Consider the following 20,363-nt stretch of genomic DNA (forward strand, 5'->3'; position numbering starts at 1 on the left):
TTGTTTAGAAGATCTTTCGACGGCATTACAAAATGTTCGAATAATCCGCTTCGATCCGGTCCAGGCTCAGGTGATTGAGGAAGTTGGAGAAACACATCCAGGCCGACAAGGCGTTCATGTCACGGAACTGGTCCGGCAGGTACTTGGGTGGTTCCACCAGGCCCTCATCCACCAACTGACGCAGGGTTCGCATGTCTTCCAGGGTGGTCTTGCCGCAAAACAGCAAAGGAATCTGCTCAAGCTTGCCTTTACGCACGGCCAACTGAATGTAGTTGTAAACCATGATAAAGCCCTTGAGGTAGGACAAGTCCTTAGTGAATGGCAGGCCATTGGGTATCGAACCACGGAAAACCCGGCTGGCATTGCTATAGCTTTCAGCCATCTCGAAGCCTTGAGCGCGGAAGAACTCAAAGATCTGCAAGAAGTCCGCGCCCTCCTCGGCCATGTGAATCGCCCGGGTACGGTTGGTCAGTTTGCGCAAGCGACTCGGGTAGGACGCAAAGGTGATGATTTCCATCAGGATCGCCAGCCCCTCCTGGGTCACAGTCGACGACGGTGGACCTTTGGAGAGAAAGGTACAGATCGGCTGGTTCAGACCGTTAAGCGTGGTGCCGACATGCACCAGCCCTTCATGGACCTCCAGGGCACGCACGTCACGTTCGTTGAACATCGCGTCAGCGCGGATCTTGATGTAGTCGGCACCGGCTGCCGCATCCGCGACAATACCATCGGACTCGAACACCCGAATGGTTTCCTCGGCTTCGCCAAAGACCTTGTTCAAGCGGGTTTGCAGCAAGTGCACGGCTTCTTTGGCGGTGAGAATCTTCGGCTCGTCCTTGAGGTCGCCCCGGCCATCGATGTTGTTCAGGTAGTCGGACATCATCAGGCCAAGGTCGGCCAGGGTCGGGTCGCCGGCGTGGAACGCATCGGACGCAGCGCCGTAAAGCTCCTGGGAGATCAACCCGAAATCTTCGGTGCCACGCGCTTCGAGCATCCGCACCACCATGCGGTATTCCTTGCACATGCGACGCATGATCTGCCCGACCGGGTTGAACTGGCCGAGCTGACGGGTGATGTCGCGCTCGATGTTCTGGAACTCCAGCTTCACTTTGCTGGAGTCGAAGGACAGTGGCCGATTGAGGTAGTAATCGCGGTCCACCGCCGGCATTTCCTTGCCTTTGGCCTTGAGGAAACCCTTGCGGATGTTCTCGTCCCACTTGACCGCATCGAGTACCCGAATCGGCGTCTGCGCCAGCACTATGCGATCGGACAAGATGCGTATCGTCTGCTGGTATTCGTCCACCGGTTGCTCCCTTTGATAGCCGTTGCGTGCTGCGTGTTTTGATCGTTCCCACAGGGTTTGATCGTTCCCACGCTCTGCGTGGGAATGCATCCCGTGACGCTCTGCGTCACAGCCGAAGCGGACGCGGAGCGTCCATGGCGGCATTCCCACGCAGAGCGTGGGAACGATCTATCGCGAGCAAGCTCGCTCCCACAGGGTCAGACCGATGCCAGTACCAGGTGCATATATCGCGTCAGAATGCCGAGCATCTCTTGTTCAGCCTGCGGCTCTGCGTCGTTGAGCAGGCCCTGATATTCCATCCGGCCGATAATTGCCGTCAACACTTTGGCATCCTGCTGCGGCTCTCGCGAACCCAATACCTGGAAAAGCTGGCAAGTGCCCTGCAGGAGGATTTGCTGATGCGAGCGCACCAGCAGCGCCAGGCGCGGATTGAGCAACGCTTCCTGGCGGAAGGCCTGCTCGGCCATCAGGTGCTCGCGGCGGTTGATCAACTGCCGCTGGACATAATCTGCCATCAGCCGTGCGATATCGTCAGCCAACTGCGAGCGGGACTCGGGGCTGCCATCACCACTGATGACCATTTCGCGCAACAAGCCTTCGTTGTTGGCCCACAACCTGGCCATGTAGGCGGCGCTACGTTCGACGTATTGAGCGAAGGTATCGGTGAGCAGGTCATCGATATCCTTGAAATAGTAAGTCGTCGCCGACAGCGGCACACCGGCTTCGGCGGCCACGGCACGGTGACGTACCGCACGAACACCGTCGCGCACGACAATGCGCATCGCCGCATCGAGAATCTCTTGTCGACGCTGCTCGCTTCCCTGTCGGCTGGCTTTGCGACCCTGATACTGAACACTTTCAGCGACCGCAGTGGCGATGCCAGCTGCTCCTTCTTGAGCCATTGCACGATTCACGACAGATATTCCTCTCTAACGTCAAAAGTAACCAATTGATACGTTTGTACCAGACAGGCAATAAAAAGCCGCCTGTTATAGGCGGCTTTTTAATTGAAACACTTACGCTTGCGGCCGCATGTGCGGGAACAGGATCACATCGCGAATCGACGGTGAATTGGTCAGCAGCATCACCAGTCGGTCGATGCCGATACCTTCACCGGCGGTCGGCGGCATGCCGTACTCCAGGGCGCGTACGAAGTCAGCGTCATAGTGCATGGCTTCGTCGTCACCGGCGTCCTTGTCAGCCACCTGAGCCATGAAGCGCTCGGCCTGGTCTTCCGCGTCGTTCAACTCGGAGTAGGCGTTGGCGATTTCGCGGCCACCGATGAACAGCTCGAAACGGTCGGTGACGTTCGGGTTCTCGTCGTTGCGGCGGGCCAGCGGCGACACTTCGAACGGGTACTGGGTGATGAAGTGTGGCTGCTCCAGCTTGTGCTCGACCAGCTCTTCGAAAATCATTACCTGCAGCTTGCCCAGACCTTCGAAGCCGAGCACTTTGGCGCCGGACTTCTTGGCGATGGCGCGAGCCTTGTCGATGTCAGTCAGGTCGTCAGCGGAAAGCTCAGGGTTGTACTTGAGGATCGAGTCGAACACCGAGAGACGCACGAACGGCTCGCCGAAGTGGAACACCTTGTCGCCGTACGGCACGTCGGTGCTGCCCAGAACCAACTGCGCCAATTCACGGAACAGTTCTTCGGTCAGGTCCATGTTGTCTTCGTAGTCGGCGTACGCCTGGTAGAACTCCAACATGGTGAATTCAGGGTTGTGACGAGTCGAGACACCTTCGTTACGGAAGTTGCGGTTGATCTCGAACACCTTTTCAAATCCACCCACAACAAGCCGCTTGAGGTACAGCTCAGGCGCGATACGCAGGAACATTTCCATGTCCAGCGCGTTGTGGTGAGTCTCGAACGGCTTGGCTGCCGCACCGCCCGGGATGGTTTGCAGCATCGGCGTTTCGACTTCCAGGAAGTCGCGCTTCATCAGGAAGCTGCGAATGTGCGCAATCACTTGCGAACGCACGCGGAAGGTCTGGCGCACGTCTTCGTTGACGATCAGGTCAACGTAGCGCTGGCGATAGCGCTGCTCGGTGTCGGACAGGCCATGGTGCTTGTCTGGCAACGGGCGCAGGGATTTGGTCAGCAGACGCACGCTGGTCATTTCAACGTACAGATCGCCCTTGCCGGAACGGGCCAGGGTGCCTTCGGCGGCGATGATGTCGCCCAGGTCCCAGGTTTTCACGGCGGCCAGGGTTTCCTCGGACAGGGTTTTACGGTTGACGTAAACCTGAATGCGCCCGGACATGTCCTGGATCACCATGAACGAGCCACGGTTGAGCATGAGACGACCGGCAACCTTGACCGGGATCGCAGCCTCTGCCAGCTCTTCCTTAGTATTGGAAGCGTACTGTTTCTGCAAGTCTTCGCAGTAGGCATCGCGGCGGAAGTCATTGGGGAAGGCCTGGCCCTTGGTACGCTCGGCAGCAAGCTTTTCCTTGCGCAGGGCGATCAGGGAGTTTTCTTCCTGTTGCAGGGCTTGCGGATCGAGTTCTAGGTCGCTCATGTCTTTAAATTTTCCATCACAGGTTCGTTGCCCCCACCGATGGCAGGGGACTTAAGGTCTTGACTGGCGGTTTACAAGCCTTGCTTCAGGCTCGCCACCAGGTATTCGTCGATGTCGCCGTCGAGCACCTTGTCGCAGTCGCTGCGTTCGACGTTGGTACGCAAATCCTTGATTCGCGACTGGTCGAGCACATACGAGCGAATCTGGTGACCCCAGCCGATGTCCGACTTGGTGTCTTCCAGAGCCTGGGAAGCAGCGTTGCGTTTCTGCACTTCCTGCTCGTACAAGCGCGCCCGCAACATTTTCATCGCGGTGTCTTTGTTGGCGTGCTGGGAACGTTCGTTCTGGCAGCTGACCACGGTGTTGGTCGGTACGTGGGTGATACGTACGGCCGAGTCAGTGGTGTTTACGTGCTGGCCACCGGCGCCCGAGGAGCGGTAGGTGTCGATGCGCAGGTCCGACGGGTTGATGTCGATTTCGATGTTGTCATCGATTTCCGGCGACACGAACACGGCCGAGAACGAGGTATGGCGACGGTTACCGGAGTCGTACGGGCTCTTGCGCACCAGACGGTGCACGCCGATCTCGGTCCGCAGCCAGCCAAAGGCGTATTCACCCTTGATATGCACGGTTGCGCCCTTGATCCCGGCGACTTCACCGGCGGAGAGCTCCATGATGGTCGCGTCGAAACCGCGTTTGTCCGCCCAACGCAGGTACATGCGCAGCAGGATATTGGCCCAGTCCTGGGCTTCGGTACCGCCGGAGCCGGCCTGGATGTCCAGGTAGGCGTTGTTGGCGTCCATCTCACCGCTGAACATGCGACGGAATTCGAGTTTTTCCAGGGCCTCGCGCAGACGCTCGACTTCGGCAGCGACGTCATCGACGGCGGCCTGGTCTTCTTCCTCTGCGGACATCAGCAGCAGGTCTTTGGCGTCGGCAAGGCCGCTGTGCATCTGGTCGAGGGTTTCGACGATCTGCGCCAGCAGAGACCGCTCGCGGCCCAGTTCCTGAGCGTACGACGGGTTGTTCCAGACATTCGGATCTTCAAGCTCGCGATTGACTTCGGTCAGACGCTCATGCTTTTGATCGTAGTCAAAGATACCCCCGAATAGTTTCGGAGCGCTCGGACAGGTCCTTGATGCTGTTAAGGATCGGGTTGATTTCCATGGCGGGCAGCACTCGTTGGCGAACTTTTGAAAGCCGGCGAGTATAACGTAATCACGCTGTCACGGCAGCCCGCCTGGCGGCTTTAACGGCGAATGAACGTGCTGGTTCATTCGATGCCGACCTGATTGCGTCCATTGTTCTTCGCCAGGTACAACCCCTTGTCCGCCGCCGAGATCAATTGACGGTAATCACTGCCCGGCTGCGGGGTCATGGTCGAGAGGCCAATGCTGATGGTCAGGCTCGCACCTTCGGCCGGAACAACATGCGGGATTTTCATTCCGGCCACAGTCTGCCGGAGTTTTTCCGCGACCAGGCGTGCCCCGCCCGGCGAGGTATTGGGCAATACCAGGACGAACTCTTCACCGCCATAACGCGCCGGCAGATCGGAAGGCCGGCTGCTGGCATCGCGGATCGCCGTGGCGACTTTGCGCAGGGCTTCATCGCCCTCCAGATGGCCGAAGCTGTCGTTGTACAACTTGAAGTAGTCGACATCGATCATCAACAGCGACAGTTGCGCCTGGTCACGCATGGCCCGACGCCATTCCAGCTCGAGGTATTCGTCGAAATGGCGACGGTTAGACAGGCCGGTCAGGCCGTCGGAGTTCATCAGGCGTTGAAGCACCAGGTTGGTGTCGAGCAACTGCTGTTGACTGACCCGCAGCGCCCGGTAAGCGGCGTCGCGCTGAATCAGGGTCATGTAGGAGCGCGAGTGATAACGAATGCGCGCGACCAGTTCGATGTTGTCCGGCAGCTTCACCAGGTAATCGTTGGCCCCTGCAGCAAACGCCGCGCTCTTGATCAGCGGGTCCTCCTTGGTCGAAAGCACAATGATCGGAATGTCCTTGGTCGCCGGATGGTTGCGGTATTCGCGCACCAGCGACAGACCATCCAGACCGGGCATGACCAGATCCTGCAGGATCACCGTCGGCTTGATGCGAATCGCCTGGGCGATGGCCTGATGCGGATCGGCACAGAAATGGAAGTCGATGTTGTCTTCGTTCGCCAGCCCACGGCGCACGGCTTCGCCAATCATCGCCTGGTCGTCAACCAGCAACACCATCGCGGCGTTCTCATCGGTTTTAAAGGCGTCGAGCTGTAAATCATCCATATGCTGGCACCTGAATCAGGTAAGTACAGCTGCAATAATGAGTCATTTTGCAAAGATCTCCAGCAATCGTGGTGCTATCTTGTCCAGCGGATGAATTTCTACAGCGGCGTTGATGGCGGCGGCCGCTTTCGGCATGCCATATACCGCACTGCTGCGCTGATCCTGAGCAATGGTCAGGTAGCCTTGCTGGCGCATCAATTTAAGTCCCTGGGCGCCATCGCGCCCCATGCCGGTCAGCAGCACACCGACTGCATCTCCGTTCCAGTAAGTGGCCACGCTTTCAAAAAAAACGTCGATCGAGGGTCGATAGATCTCGTTGACCGGCTCGGCGGTGTAGGCCAGCGTACCGTTCTTCAATAAACGAATATGGTGATTGGTACCCGCCAGCAAAACCGTCCCGCTTTGCGGCGGCTCGCCTTCCTGAGCCAGGCGCACGTCCAGACCGCTGGCACTGCTGAGCCATTCAGCCATACCGGCCGCGAACACCTGGTCAACGTGCTGAACCAGCACGATGGCCGGCGCAAAATCGCGCGGCAGGCCCTTGAGCAAGACTTCCAGCGCCGCCGGCCCACCGGCAGAAGAACCGATGACCACCAGGCTCTGGCGTTGCCCGGAAATACGAGGATGGGTCGGCGCTGATTGCACGCGGTTACCGCGTTCGCCGATCAGCCAGCCGATATTCATGATCTTGCGCAGCAGTGGCGCTGCGGCTTCTTTCGGATCGCCCGCGCCGAGGGCCGGGGTATCGACCACATCCAGCGCGCCGTGGCCCATGGCCTCGAACACCCGATGGACATTCTGCTGCCGGTCCACCGTGACAATAACTATGGCGCACGGGGTCTCGGCCATGATCCGGCGCGTTGCTTCGACGCCATCCATGACCGGCATGATCAAGTCCATCAGGATCAGGTCCGGGGTGAACTCGGCGCAACGTTGCACCGCCTCGGCGCCATTGCGGGCGACCCAGACCACCTCGTGCGCCGGCTCGAATGCCAAGGCTCGACGCAGGGCCTCCACGGCCATGGGCATATCGTTGACGATAGCGATCTTCATGCCCGCGCTCCTCCTATTAGCTCAACCACCGCATCGAGCAGTGCATCGTCATGAAAGCTGGCCTTGGCTAAATAGTAGTCGGCTCCAGCGTCCAGTCCACGGCGACGGTCTTCTTCACGATCCTTGTAGGACACCACCATCACCGGCAGCGATTGCAGCCGATTGTCACGGCGCAACAACGAAACCAGCTCGATCCCGTCCATGCGCGGCATATCAATATCGGTAATCAGCAGGTCGAAATCCTCGGCACGCAGCGCGTTCCAGCCGTCCATGCCGTCAACCGCAACGGCCACGTCATAACCCCGATTGAGCAGCAGCTTGCGTTGCAACTCACGAACCGTCAGCGAGTCATCGACCACCAGAATACGTTTGCGCGCAACGATGGCGGCCTGTTGGCTGTGCCGGGCGATCCGTTCCAGGCGACCGGTATTGAGCAGTTTGTCCACCGAGCGAAGCAGGTCTTCGACGTCGACGATCAACACCACCGACCCGTCATCGAGCAAGGCCCCGGCAGAAATGTCCTGGACCTTGCCCAGCCGCTCATCCAGCGGCAGCACCACCAACGTGCGCTCGCCGATAAAACGCTCGACGGCCACGCCGTACACCGTGTCGCGGTCACGGATGACCACGACCTTGAGCGTCGCCGGGCTGTTCTGACTCGCCGGGCGGTTGAGCAACTGGCTGGCCGCGACGAGGCCAACGTGTCGACCTTCGTGCCAGAAGTGCTGACGACCTTCCACCTGGACAATGTCGTCGGACGCCAAATCGCACATGCGCTCGATGTGCGCCAGTGGAAAGGCATACGCCTCCTCGCCCACTTCCACCACCAGACTGCGCACCACCGACAACGTCAGCGGTACCTCAAGATGGAAACGACTGCCCTCGCCCGCCTTCTGTTCCAGCACCACGGCGCCGCGTAACTGACGGACCATGTGCTGAACCGCATCCAGGCCGACGCCACGACCGGACACCTCGGTAACCTTGTCGCGCAGGCTGAAGCCCGGCAGGAAGAGGAATGTCAGCAGCTCTTCTTCGCTGAGCTGCGCCGTGGTCTCGGCCGGCGACAATTGACGCTCGACGATACTGGCGCGCACTTGTTCCAGGTCCACGCCATGGCCATCGTCGCTCAATTCCAGCAACAGCAGCCCGGCCTGGTTGGACGCGCGCAAGCGAATCAGCCCTTCGGCAGGCTTGCCGGCCAACAGGCGCTGTTCGGGTGTTTCAATGCCGTGGTCCACGGCATTGCGCAACAAATGGGTCAGCGGCGCTTCGAGTTTCTCCAACACATCGCGGTCGACCTGGGTTTTTTCACCCTCGATTTCCAACCGCACCTGCTTGCCCAGACTACGCCCCAGATCGCGAACCATCCGCGCCTGCCCGGTCAGCACATCGGCAAACGGCCGCATGCGACAGGCCAGAGCCGTGTCGTACAGCACCTGAGCGCGCTGACTCGCCTGCCAGGCAAACTCATCAAGCTCAGCGGTTTTCTCAGCCAGCAACTGCTGCGATTCGGCCAACAGCCGCCGCGCATCGCCGAGCGCCTCCAGGGCTTCAAGGCCCAAGTCTTGCTCTTTGAGGTGAACGTTGAGGTTTTCCAGGGCGCGCAGACTGTTGTTCTGCGTGCGTTTGAGACGCTGCATTGTTGCCAGGTAAGGCTTGAGACGCAGGGTTTCCACCAGCGACTTGCTCGACAGATCGAGCAGGCTGTTCAAGCGCTCGGCAGTCACCCGCAACACCCGCTCGCCGCCTTCGGTGACGCGCTTGGCTTTACGCGACGCCTCGACCGAGGCCGCCAGCGACGACTCGAGTTCTGACACCAGGTCCGGCGGCTCGACTTGCGGCGCCGCTGGCTCGGGCGGCAATGAGGGCTGTGCCACGGCAGGTGCTGCGACCGCCAGGGGATCCAGCAAACACCCCATCAACGCCACGTAGGCTTCGATGTCGCCTGGCCCCACGTTGGCACTGCCTGGCGTGGCGATGCGCATCAGCAAGTCTGTGCCTTGCAGCAGCGCATCAATGTGTTCGGGGCGCAGAAAAAGTCGCCCCTCCTGCGCGCTGACCAGACAATCTTCCATCACATGAGAAACGCTGACCCCGGCATCCACACCGACGATCCGCGCCGCGCCCTTGAGCGAATGCGCGGCGCGCATGCAGGCTTCCAGCTGATCGGCCTGGGTCGGGTCACGCTCCAGCGCCAGCAACCCGGCGCTGAGCACCTGGGTCTGGGCCTCGGCTTCAAGACTGAAGAGTTCCAGCAGTGACGCGTCGCGCATTTGATCGGGGGTCATGTCAGGCTCCGGGTCACGGCGGACAACACCTGTTCTTCATCCAGCCAGCGCAGGCTGCGACCTCTGAATTGCAGTACGCCACGGGTGTACTTGGCACTGGCCTGCTCGCCTGACCGGGACGCAGCGTCGAGAACCCGCTCATCAATGGCGTGAATCCCGTCGACTTCATCCACCGGCACCACCACCGGGCCGCCATGAGCAGCAATGATCAACATGCGCGGCATGATCCGCACGCCCGAGGCAACACCGGTGGTCGCTTCCAGCCCGAGCAACTCCACCAGCGACAGACACGCCACCAGCGCGCCACGCACATTCGCCACCCCCAGCAGCGCTCGCGAACGCTGATGCGGTAGCGAATGAATCGCCTGCATCGGCGCCACTTCCACCAGGCTGCGGGTGGCCAGGGCAAGCCATTCTTCGCCGAGGCGGAACATCAACAGCGAGCGCGTGACCACGTCCGTTTCAACGGCAGTGGACACTTGCGCCCGGTCGTCCTGCTGCAAGGCATAGCGATCCAGCAAACGTGTCGCCGCGGCGGAATACACCGCGCAATTGCGACAGTGAATGTGTTCGATCAGCAACGGGCAGGACTTGTCGCCGTGGATACCGATACGGTTCCAGCAGTCGTCGATAGCCTGGGCATCTTCATGGGTCACGTTCAGCGAAACAGAACCGGTCATCGTTTACGCTCACTGTCAGCGGTGCGCTCATTGCGAGCGGCGCGTTGCTGCAATCGACGGGCGCCGGACGCATCCCCCTGGGACGCCAGTAACACCGACAGGTGCATCAGTGCTTCGGGATGCTGCGGTTGCAAATACAGCGCCTTGCGATAAAAACCCTGGGCTTCCAGCACGCTGCCAGCGACATCACTGAGCAACCCCAGCCAGTAAAACACCTGCGCCACCGGTTCATGGTTGCGCAGGTACTCCTCGCAGACGGCCCGCGCTTCGAGGCTTTTACCTTCGTTGGCGAGGGTTGCAATGCTTGCCAGCAGCGCGGCCGCATCGGTATTCGGTGCTTTCTCAAGGCTCGCACGCGGCGCCGGTGCAACGGCGGCAAAAGGTCGGCTGCGCAGCGCAGGCGCTGGAACGCTGCGCACCGGCAACGCCGGTGCACTAAATACGGGGATGGGTGCGGGTTCAGGCTCGCTGTGACGGCTGAAGGCAAAGGATTGCGGGATACCGATCGAACGCATCCCCAGATGCCCCAGCAAACTGCCTTCGGCCGGGCCGATAAACAGCACGCCGTCCACGTGGGTCAGGCGCTTGAGCACTTCCAGAACCTGCTTCTGGGTAGGCTGATCGAAATAGATCAGCAGGTTGCGACAAAACACGAAGTCATAGGCTGGCTCATTGGCCAGCAAGGTCGGGGCCAGCAGATTGCCCACCTGCAAACGCACCTGTTCGCGTACCCGGTCGCTGACGCGATAGCCGTCGTCTTCGGTGCTGAAGTGCCGCTCGCGAAAATCGCTGTGCTGTCCACGAAAGGAGTTCTTGCCGTACAGCGCACGCTTGGCCCGCTCGACCGACAGCGGGCTGACGTCCACCCCGTCGACCTTGAATTGATGCGGCACAAGCCCGCCATCGAATAACGCCATGGCAATCGAATACGGCTCTTCGCCCGTCGAACACGGCAGGCTGAGAATCCGCAACGCACGCATGCCCTTGATCTCGGCCAGACGCTTGAGCGCCAGCCTGGCCAGCGTGGCAAAGGATTCCGGGTAACGGAAAAACCAGGTTTCCGGGACGATCACGGCTTCGATCAGCGCCTGCTGTTCGTCTGCCGAGCCTTGCAGCCGCAGCCAGTACTCATCGGCCGTTTTCACCTGCTGCGCCGTCATGCGCTGGCGCACGGCCCGCTCGATGATCGCCGGGCCGACGGAGTTCACGTCCAGGCCGATACGTTCTTTGAGGTAGTCGAAAAAGCGCTGGTCGCTGCTCATGACCGCTCCTCAAGCATCGCCAGGCCCAGCGGCGGCGACGGGAACAGCAGCGCCCGCACCTGGGCATCCAGCAAGTCTGCGACACGCACCCATTGCAGCAGTCCGTGCGAGTCTTCACGCACCGGCCCCAAATACGGCGCCTGGCGGTTATCCAGGCCATAGGGTTGGAAGTCCGCCGGGTTGCAACGCAGGGTGTCGGTGGCCTGCTCGAGAATCAGCCCGAGCAATTGCCCGGGCGTGGCGTCATCCGGCTGATAATGCACCAGCACCAATCGGGTGCTGGTGCGCGCCTGGGCCGGCTGACCGAACGCCAACTCGCCGACATCGATCACCGGCACCACCGCGCCGCGATAGGCAAACACCCCCGCGACCCATGACGGTGTCCCGGCAATCGGTTTGAGCGGCAGACGCGGCAGCACCTCGGCCACTTCAATGGCTTGCAATGCATAGCGCTCGTCGCCGATACGAAACACCAGAAACAATGACTGCCTGGGCGCCATGCCTGCGCCGCGTTTCACCACGAGTTCGCTCATCAGACTTTGAATCGCGAGACGCCGCTGCGCAGCCCTACGGCCACCTGACTCAGCTCGTCGATGGCGGAACTGGCCTGACGCAAGGACTCGACCGTCTGGCTGCTGGCATCGCCCAACTGCACCAGCGCATGGTTGATCTGTTCGGCGCCCGTGGCCTGGGCCTGCATGCCTTCGTTAACCATCAACACCCGCGGCGCCAGCGCCTGAACCTGGTGGATGATCTGCGACAGCTGCTCACCGACCTGCTGCACTTCGGACATGCCACGGCGCACTTCTTCAGAGAATTTGTCCATGCCCATGACGCCGGCCGACACCGCCGACTGGATCTCGCGAACCATCTGCTCGATGTCGTAGGTGGCGACGGCGGTCTGGTCTGCCAAACGTCGAACTTCGGTGGCGACCACGGCAAAACCACGACCGTATTCACCGGCCTTTTCCGCCTCGATGGCGGCGTTCAGCGACAGCAGGTTGGTCTGGTCCGCAACCTTGACGATGGTCACCACCACCTGATTGATGTTGCCGGCCTTCTCGTTGAGGATCGCCAGTTTGGCGTTGACCAGGTCAGCCGCGCCCATCACCGAGTGCATGGTCTCCTCCATCCGCGCCAGGCCCTGCTGACCGGAACCGGCCAGCACCGAGGCCTGATCGGCAGCGGTGGAGACTTCAGTCATGGTGCGCACCAGATCCCGCGAGGTCGCAGCGATTTCGCGCGAGGTGGCGCCGATTTCGGTGGTGGTGGCCGCGGTTTCAGTGGCGGTCGCCTGCTGCTGTTTGGAGGTGGCAGCGATTTCGGTCACCGACGTGGTGACCTGTACCGAGGAGCGTTGAGCCTGGGACACCAGCGAGGTCAGCTCGGTCATCATGTCGTTGAAGCCGGTTTCCACCGCACCGAATTCGTCTTTGCGATCAAGGTTCAGACGGCTGCTGAGATCGCCGGTGCGCATGATGTCGAGGATCTGCACGATGCGGTTCATCGGCGCCATGATCGCGCGCATCAACAGCAGGCCACAGAGGCCGGCCGCGATGACCGCCACCAGTAAGGACACACCCATGCTGATTTTTGCCGCGGTGACTGCTTGGCGGATGGCATCGGTAGCGTTAGCGGCCTGATCACGATTACTGTCAATTACCACATTCAACTGCTTGCGGCCATCGACCCACGCCGGCGTCAACTCCTGCTCCAGCGCCAGGCGAGCCTGTTCGTATTGTTTTTGCTGATACAGACCGACGACTTTACCCAACACCTGATTGTACGTTTGGTAACGAGCCTCGAACGCTTCGAAATCGACCCGATCGTCATTAGTGAAGATCGTTTTCCGATAGTTGCTCATCTCGTCTTTCAGGTGCGTCTCGGCGCCCTTGTACAACTCCAGGTCAGCGGCACTCATGTCGCGATGTTCCGAGAGGCCAACGATCCGTTGGGTCAAGACATAGCTGTCGACCCAGGCACCGCGAATCATCGAGCTGTAATACAGCCCCGGGACGGCATCCGACTGGACCGTTTCCTCGCTGGACTCAATCTTCAGCAGACTGGAGAACGAGACCATGACCATCAACAGCATGATCGCGATAATCACCGCAAAGCTCGCCAAAATGCGTTGGCGCAACGTCCAGTTCTTCACAGTCAGTCCTCGGGGCGGTTCAAATGGAGGGGAGTATAGCCGAGGGCACGTTGCGTTTTATAAACGGTGCATCGCAAGCAGCAACGAAATACCTGTGGCGAGGGAGCTTGCTCCCGCTGGAGCGCGTAGCGCTCCCAATACTGGCGATGACAATGTTTGATCGTTCCCACGCTCCCGCGTGGGAATGCCTCTGGGGACGCTCCGCGTCCAGTGACGCGGAGCGTCACGGGCTGCATTCCCACGCGGAGCGTGGGAACGATCAGTGTGTTGGCCGCTACTTTGGTGAGTCCGGTGGGTCGAGGTGATCCAGCGCTCGATTCACCGCCAACTCGGCCAGGGAAATCATCTGCTGAATCGCCAACGCGGTATTGCGCTTGGGGCCTTCGAGCTCAAACGCCAGATCGCTGGCCATGACATTGACCGAGGCGAGGGTTTCGCAGGCGTGGGCCAGCAGGGTTTCAGAGTCAACGTTGGGGGCAATGACGAAAATGCAGCCGGGACGGCGGTCGGCTAACAATTACTAGGTCTCGGGCAGCACCAGGTAGTGATCGAGCGCACGGTGCGCGGCGGCGTGGAGCTCTTTTGAATCAAGGGAGGCGTAGGGGGAAACCGGGTCGGTTTCGGGCGGATTTGGGGTGGCTTTGAACATTGGCTTAGCTCTCTTTGAGTGAGGCTGCAACCTGTTCGCGACTAAACGAATGGGTGGCGGCTGTACGCAGGTTAGTCGACCGACGAGCTAAGAAATCGGCGCGCCCGAGGGCGCCCTGCGCACAGCCACCATCAAGTGCAGGGATGGGATACCTGACTGATTGGCACTGATGCGACTTAGCTACGACGGGCGACTAAACCCGATCACTGATGGGCAGTGACACGGGAACAATAGAGGCGACGACCAAGGCGCACAAGCCGGCGAATTCTGGCGCAGGTGTAGGCAGCGACGCAAGCCGACGTAGCCTCGGACCGAGGCTTTGGGGAAAGAATAAACAGATCAGAAATTGCGCCCTGGTTTGTGGCGAGCGGAGCGTGCCCTCCGTTGGGCTCGTAACGGTCCAAAAAGATCTTTTCACTTCAAAACCACATCATGCCGCACAGCGAACGACCAGAGGCTTACCGAGAGGTAGGCCTTTTTTGTGCAAAAAATAACCTGATGAAACGTATCAGCTAGCAACAAAAAACCCATAAATTAAAAAAATTGGAATTTTTACTTGATCTTGAAAATTCACTGACTTACAGTGAAATCACTGTATGGATATACAGTCACTAACGAAGATTCATTTAAATACATTCATGGATGAGGTAATCCCTATGAAAAGCAACACCGAAAAACTTGGTCAGCTTCCCCGTCAACCCAGCCTGTGGACCCGCGCCGACGCGCTGAAAGTTCACGCAGATGATCCGACCACTACCCAGCCTCTGGTCAGTGCGGATTTCCCGGTATTGAGCAACGAGGTGTTCATCTGGGACACCATGCCGCTGCGCGATATCGACGGTAACGTGGCTTCTGTCGACGGCTGGTCGGTCATTTTCACCTTGACGGCAGATCGCCACCCGAATGATCCGGAGTACATCGACGAGAACGGTAATTACGACATCCTCCGAGACTGGAACGATCGTCATGGTCGGGCAAAGATGTACTACTGGTTTTCCCGCACCGGTAAAGACTGGCAGTTTGGTGGTCGCGTGATGGCGCAAGGTGTGTCTCCAACCGCGCGTGAATGGGCTGGCTCCCCGATTCTGTTGAACGACCAGGGCGATGTGGATTTGTATTACACCGCCGTCACTCCGGGCGCCACGATCGTCAAGGTGCGTGGCCGCGTGGTGACGACTGAACATGGCGTCAGCATGGTAGGCTTCAAAAAGGTTACGTCGCTGTTTGAAGCTGACGGCGAGATCTATCAGACCGAAGCGCAGAATCCGTACTGGGGCTTCCGTGATCCATGGCCGTTCCGCGATCCGAAAGACGGCAAGTTGTACATGCTGTTTGAGGGCAACGTGGCCGGTGAGCGTGGTTCGCACAAGGTCGGCGAAGCTGAAATCGGCGACGTACCGCCGGGCTATGAAGATGTCGGTAACTCGCGCTTCCAAACCGCCTGTGTCGGTATTGCCGTAGCAAATGACGAAGATGGCGACGACTGGGAAATGTTGCCGCCACTGCTGACTGCAGTAGGCGTCAATGACCAGACCGAACGTCCGCACTTCCTGTTCCAGGACGGTAAATACTACCTGTTCACCATCAGCCATAAATTCACTTATGCCGACGGTGTGACCGGTCCGGACGGGGTGTACGGTTTCGTGGCGGATTCGCTCTTCGGCCCTTACGTGCCACTGAACGGTTCCGGTCTGGTGCTGGGCAACCCCTCTTCCCAGCCATTTCAAACCTATTCACATTACGTGATGCCTAACGGCCTGGTGACTTCGTTCATCGACACCGTACCCACAAAGGAAAGCGACACCGGAATGCAGTACCGGGTCGGCGGCACTGAAGCGCCGACAGTGGGCATCAAGGTGAAAGGGCAGCAGACTTTCGTGGTGGCCGAATATGACTATGGTTACATTCCCCCGATGATTGATGTAACGCTGAAATAGTATCGAAGCAATATAGGGCCTTCAGGCACCGGGTTTGAATTCGATAACAAACACGTTGTGGATATGATCGAGATATCCGCGCCTGACTCACTGCGACTTGATCGGGAGCCGCATTGAACAATGCGTAACATCGACCCTTCGGAACTGGCTGCAAGGATGCAGCCAGTAACGGGGCTCCCCCCTCCCCCTATCTCCCCCTCCCCAACCAAGCCCATGCCAGGGCATCGATTGAAAAGATATACATTTGGGCAAATCTATAAAAACCGCCTACCGGGTAATTCCCCCGTGATGACCTTGCGTCAGATCCGTCACTTCATCGCCGTATTGCATCAACGAACCGAACGTAATCTGGAGTAGTAACCCTCAATGCGATCCGGGCTGATGCATAAAACAAACAGCCTCCCCCATCAATCAGCGTACATGGGAGAGACCGTTCGCCGGCCTCAAAACTGCGAAACACGGTGCATCGCATCCGCCAGATAGCGCATTGCAATGCGGTCGTTCTCCGATAACGCTCGATACTGCTCGACGAGTTTCACCTCCTCTGAATTGAGCCGGCGCGACCTTCGCGAGATGCTCAAGCCTGAGAAAATCCCTAAAAACCCGATAATGCCTTGCGCTTTTTCCATGGACGATGTCCCTCTGCACGTGAACTGAAACTTCAGATACCTCATCGCCCTGCTCCTTCTTCAGCAGCGGCCAGCACCTGCCAGACTGCTGCTGAACGTTTACCGGCCTCAAGGGCAAAGGCCGGTCATGAGCCTAAGAATAGGGACAAAAAAACGTTTGCGGGCTGTTTTTAGAGTAATTAGTCAAATAAATGAAAACGCTTATTTGAAATACTAAGTCGGCTTGAACGACAGCTGAATATCCTCGGGGGGCCAGCTCATGCAGTTGCACGCCTGGCGTTGCGAGTAACACGCAGCCCTGGCACGGCCTGTGGGAATTTTCCATCAAGCGCACACTAATCATTTTCGAGTTATTTCGAACGCTTTATCTTATTGGGCATCTGTTTAGAATCCGACGCGTTTGGCCGAAGGCTTGTCCGAACCACACATTTTGATCCAGAACGCAGCCAGGAACGCCGCGGGATCGTCCACGACAGGTTGTCCTATGCACCGCAGGAATTTGCTCAAAGCCTCCATGGCCATCGCTGCCTACACCGGCCTTTCGGCCACTGGATTGCTGGCCGCACAGGCCTGGGCCGGGACGGCCGATGGCGAGGTCCAGGCCTTCGACTTCGAGGCGTTGCAGGCACAAGCCAAACAACTGGCCAGCAGTGGCTATGTCGACACCAAGCAGGTGTTGCCAGCGACGCTGGCGAACATGACGCCGCAGCAATTCAACGCGATTCAGTACGACGCCAGACATTCGCTGTGGAATGACCTGAACGGGCAACTCGACGTGCAGTTCTTCCACGTCGGCATGGGTTTCAAGCAACCGGTGCGCATGTACAGCGTCGACCCCAAGACCCGTCAAGCGCGGGAAGTGCATTTCCACCCTTCGCTGTTCAATTACCAGAACAGCGGCGTCGATACCGCGCAGCTCAAGGGCGACCTGGGCTTTGCCGGGTTCAAGCTGTTCAAGGCCCCGGAGCTGGATAAACATGACGTGGTGTCGTTCCTCGGCGCCAGCTACTTCCGTGCTGTGGATAACACTGGCCAGTACGGTTTGTCGGCCCGTGGCCTGGCGATCGATACCTATGCCAAAAAACGTGAAGAGTTTCCGGACTTCACCAAGTTCTGGTTCGAAACCCCGGACAAGGACAGCACCCGCTTCGTGGTCTATGCCCTGCTCGACTCACCAAGTGCCACCGGTGCCTACCGCTTTGACATCGACTGCCAGGCCAATCAGGTGGTGATGACCATCGACGCACACGTCAACGCGCGCACGGCCATCGAGCAACTCGGTATCACGCCGATGACCAGCATGTTCAGCTGCGGCACTCACGAGCGGCGCATGTGCGACACCCTTCACCCGCAGATCCACGACTCGGATCGACTGGCCATGTGGCGTGGCAATGGCGAGTGGATCTGCCGCCCGCTGAATAACCCGGCGACCCTGCAATTCAACGCCTTTGCCGACACGGACCCGAAAGGCTTTGGACTGGTGCAGACCGATCATGAATTCGACAGCTATCAGGACACCGTCGACTGGTACAGCAAGCGCCCGAGCCTGTGGGTCGAGCCAACTACCGCCTGGGGCGAAGGCTCTGTCGATTTGTTGGAAATTCCTACCACTGGCGAAACCCTGGACAACATCGTGGCCTTCTGGACCCCGAAAAAACCGGTGGCCGCAGGCGATTCGCTGAACTACGGCTACAAGCTCTACTGGAGCGCTCTGCCGCCGGTGGGCACACCGTTGGCGCGGGTCAATGCCACGCGTTCGGGCATGGGCGGTTTCGTCGAAGGCTGGGCCCCCGGCGAGCACTATCCGAACGTCTGGGCGCGGCGTTTTGCGGTCGACTTTACCGGCGGCGGACTGGATCGCTTGCCCGAAGGCACCGGCATCGAACCGGTGGTCACGGCGTCGAGCGGTCAGGTCAAGGATTTCAACGTGCTGGCGCTGGATGGCATCAAAGGCTATCGAATCACCTTCGACTGGGTCCCGACCGATGACAGCGTGGCGCCGGTGGAACTGCGCTTGTTCATCCGCACTCATGACCGGACGTTGAGCGAAACCTGGCTGTATCAGTATTTCCCGCCAGCGCCGGACAAGCGCAAGTACCCGGATTGGCCTGCTGCTTAAAGGACTGATCGTTCCCACGCTCCCGCGTGGGAATGCCTCAATGGACGCTCTGCGTCCGCTTTTGGGACGCGGAGCGTCCCTGGCTGCATTCCCACGCAGAGCGTGGGAACGATCATGTAGCGTCACTCAGTCCCGCAAATCCGACTCATGAATCGGCTGATCGCGGCTCGTCGCCCGTTGATACTGCGCCGGCCAGATAGCTTTGCGACCACCCAGGTCATCGTCGGCATGCAGTGGCCAATAGGGATCGCGCAACAGTTCGCGAGCCAGCAGGATGATGTCGGCCTGACAGGTGCGCAAAATGTGTTCGGCTTGCGCAGGTTCGGTAATCAATCCGACGGTGCCGGTGGCAATCCCTGACTCCTTGCGCACGCGCTCGGCAAACCGCGTCTGATAACCCGGCCCGGTCGGGATCTCCGCATTCGCCGCAGTGCCGCCGGATGACACGTCGATCAGATCGACCCCCAATGCTTTCAAGCGCCGCGCCAGTTCCACGGTTTCATCCGGGTTCCAGCCATCCTCGACCCAATCGGTGGCCGATACGCGAACAAACAATGGCAACTCTTCAGGCCAGACTGCACGCACCGCTTCGGTCACTTGCAGCACCAGACGAATGCGGTTTTCGAAAGACCCGCCGTACTGATCACGGCGCTGATTGCTCAACGGCGACAGAAACTGATGCAACAGATAGCCGTGAGCCGCATGCACTTCAACCACTTTGAAGCCTGCGGTCAGTGCACGCTTGGCCGACTCGACGAACGCCTGAATCACCTCGGCGATCTGCGCCTCGGTCAGTGGTGTGGGTGGTGTGTGTTGAGGGTCGAAGGCTATCGGCGAGGGGCCGACCGGAGTCCAGCCGCCATCCTCTGCCTTGACACTTCCGTGTTTGCCCAACCACGGCCGGTGAGTGCTGGCCTTGCGTCCGGCATGGGCCAGTTGAATACCGGCAACGGCGCCTTGGGCGGTGATAAAGCGGGTGATGCGTTGCAGTGGCTCGATCTGTTCGTCATTCCACAGACCCAGGTCCTGAGCGGTGATCCGCCCCTCGGCGGTGACTGCCGTGGCCTCGGTAAATACCAGACCGGCCCCGCCCACGGCACGGCTACCGAGGTGGACCAGGTGCCAGTCATTGGCCAGTCCATCGACGCTGGAGTATTGGCACATCGGCGACACCGCGATGCGATTGAGCAGGGTCAATTGACGAAGGGTATACGGTTCAAGCAGCAGACTCATGGGGCACCTCTCGAATCAGTGGGCAGGCTCCAGGGTTCTGTTTGAATAGTCGACGAGTGACAGGAAAGGATACGACGCCCGCCCCCGCGGGTAATAAATGGACAAAACGTCACAAGGCCAATCAAGCAGTGATTAGAGCCTAGTCGACATCGGGGGATCAGGGAGGGTTCAAGAAATGAAAGCGCAAGTGCTACATCAAACCTGTGGCGAGGGAGCTTGCTCCCGCTGGGGCGCGGAGCGGCCCTAAATGCGTTTTGTCTG

At 59.4% G+C, this 20,363-nt stretch carries 17 protein-coding genes; 2 read left to right on the forward strand and 15 right to left on the reverse strand.

Annotation, left to right across the window (positions count from 1 at the left end; genetic code table 11):
* Positions 1–25: 25 nt before the first annotated feature.
* The 13 genes from BK658_RS02635 to BK658_RS30645 all read right to left on the reverse strand — a co-directional run bounded on the left by BK658_RS02635 (position 26) and on the right by BK658_RS30645 (position 14,184).
* Positions 26–1,303 (reverse strand): flavohemoglobin expression-modulating QEGLA motif protein, encoded by a 1,278-nt coding sequence (locus BK658_RS02635; RefSeq protein WP_123580935.1) that lies wholly within the window; start codon positions 1,301–1,303, stop codon positions 26–28.
* A gap of 197 nt (positions 1,304–1,500) precedes the next feature.
* A complete protein-coding gene (locus tag BK658_RS02645) occupies positions 1,501–2,205 on the reverse strand; it encodes a TetR/AcrR family transcriptional regulator (RefSeq protein ID WP_123580937.1) in 705 nt (234 codons plus the stop codon).
* 114 nt (positions 2,206–2,319) lie between these two features.
* Positions 2,320–3,822 (reverse strand): lysine--tRNA ligase, encoded by a 1,503-nt coding sequence (gene lysS, locus BK658_RS02650; RefSeq protein WP_123580938.1) that lies wholly within the window; start codon positions 3,820–3,822, stop codon positions 2,320–2,322.
* A 71-nt stretch (positions 3,823–3,893) separates the two neighbouring features.
* Positions 3,894–4,989, reverse strand: a protein-coding gene (gene prfB, locus BK658_RS02655; protein ID WP_102667242.1) for a peptide chain release factor 2 whose coding sequence is annotated in 2 segments (ribosomal slippage) — positions 3,894–4,916 and positions 4,918–4,989 — 1,095 coding nt in all. Because the reading frame shifts where the segments join, the coding sequence is not laid out codon by codon here.
* Positions 4,990–5,095: 106 nt separating this feature from the next.
* Positions 5,096–6,097 (reverse strand): response regulator, encoded by a 1,002-nt coding sequence (locus BK658_RS02660; RefSeq protein ID WP_123580939.1) that lies wholly within the window; start codon positions 6,095–6,097, stop codon positions 5,096–5,098.
* Positions 6,098–6,139: 42 nt separating this feature from the next.
* Positions 6,140–7,150: a chemotaxis response regulator protein-glutamate methylesterase gene (cheB, locus tag BK658_RS02665; RefSeq protein WP_123580940.1), complete on the reverse strand. Its 1,011-nt coding sequence runs from the start codon at positions 7,148–7,150 to the stop codon at positions 6,140–6,142.
* The gene (locus BK658_RS02670; RefSeq protein WP_123580941.1) at positions 7,147–9,438 is read right to left on the reverse strand and encodes a hybrid sensor histidine kinase/response regulator; all 2,292 of its coding nucleotides are present in this window, start codon (positions 9,436–9,438) and stop codon (positions 7,147–7,149) included. Before BK658_RS02670 ends, cheB begins: the two co-directional genes overlap by 4 nt.
* Positions 9,435–10,118 (reverse strand): chemotaxis protein CheW, encoded by a 684-nt coding sequence (locus tag BK658_RS02675; protein WP_123580942.1) that lies wholly within the window; start codon positions 10,116–10,118, stop codon positions 9,435–9,437. The genes BK658_RS02670 and BK658_RS02675 overlap by 4 nt, the downstream gene beginning before the upstream one ends.
* A complete protein-coding gene (locus BK658_RS02680; protein WP_123580943.1) occupies positions 10,115–11,380 on the reverse strand; it encodes a CheR family methyltransferase in 1,266 nt (421 codons plus the stop codon). Before BK658_RS02680 ends, BK658_RS02675 begins: the two co-directional genes overlap by 4 nt.
* On the reverse strand, positions 11,377–11,913 hold the full coding sequence (locus tag BK658_RS02685) for a chemotaxis protein CheW (RefSeq protein ID WP_123580944.1): 537 nt from the start codon (positions 11,911–11,913) through the stop codon (positions 11,377–11,379). Before BK658_RS02685 ends, BK658_RS02680 begins: the two co-directional genes overlap by 4 nt.
* On the reverse strand, positions 11,913–13,535 hold the full coding sequence (locus tag BK658_RS02690) for a methyl-accepting chemotaxis protein (protein WP_123580945.1): 1,623 nt from the start codon (positions 13,533–13,535) through the stop codon (positions 11,913–11,915). Before BK658_RS02690 ends, BK658_RS02685 begins: the two co-directional genes overlap by 1 nt.
* Before the next feature lie 274 nt (positions 13,536–13,809).
* Positions 13,810–14,052: a DUF6124 family protein gene (locus tag BK658_RS30640; protein ID WP_404943159.1), complete on the reverse strand. Its 243-nt coding sequence runs from the start codon at positions 14,050–14,052 to the stop codon at positions 13,810–13,812.
* 3 nt (positions 14,053–14,055) lie between these two features.
* Positions 14,056–14,184: a hypothetical protein gene (locus tag BK658_RS30645; protein ID WP_404943160.1), complete on the reverse strand. Its 129-nt coding sequence runs from the start codon at positions 14,182–14,184 to the stop codon at positions 14,056–14,058.
* Between the two features lie 656 nt (positions 14,185–14,840).
* On the opposite strand from BK658_RS30645, the gene BK658_RS02700 reads away from it, so the two are divergent.
* Positions 14,841–16,121 (forward strand): glycoside hydrolase family 68 protein, encoded by a 1,281-nt coding sequence (locus tag BK658_RS02700; RefSeq protein ID WP_123580946.1) that lies wholly within the window; start codon positions 14,841–14,843, stop codon positions 16,119–16,121.
* Positions 16,122–16,564: 443 nt separating this feature from the next.
* Here the strand turns inward: BK658_RS02700 and BK658_RS02705 are convergent, their stop codons facing one another.
* Positions 16,565–16,750, reverse strand: a complete 186-nt coding sequence (locus tag BK658_RS02705; protein WP_123580966.1) for a hypothetical protein — start codon at positions 16,748–16,750, stop codon at positions 16,565–16,567.
* Positions 16,751–17,234: 484 nt separating this feature from the next.
* On the opposite strand from BK658_RS02705, the gene BK658_RS02710 reads away from it, so the two are divergent.
* Positions 17,235–18,869, forward strand: coding sequence for a glucan biosynthesis protein D (locus BK658_RS02710; protein ID WP_123580947.1), 1,635 nt, complete (start codon positions 17,235–17,237; stop codon positions 18,867–18,869).
* 126 nt (positions 18,870–18,995) lie between these two features.
* Here BK658_RS02710 and BK658_RS02715 read toward each other — a convergent pair whose 3' ends face one another.
* Positions 18,996–20,102 (reverse strand): NADH:flavin oxidoreductase/NADH oxidase, encoded by a 1,107-nt coding sequence (locus tag BK658_RS02715; protein WP_123580948.1) that lies wholly within the window; start codon positions 20,100–20,102, stop codon positions 18,996–18,998.
* Between the last annotated feature and the right edge of the window lie 261 nt (positions 20,103–20,363).

Origin of the sequence: Pseudomonas brassicacearum (assembly GCF_003732175.1) — a bacterium.
Classification (GTDB): domain Bacteria; phylum Pseudomonadota; class Gammaproteobacteria; order Pseudomonadales; family Pseudomonadaceae; genus Aquipseudomonas; species Aquipseudomonas brassicacearum_G.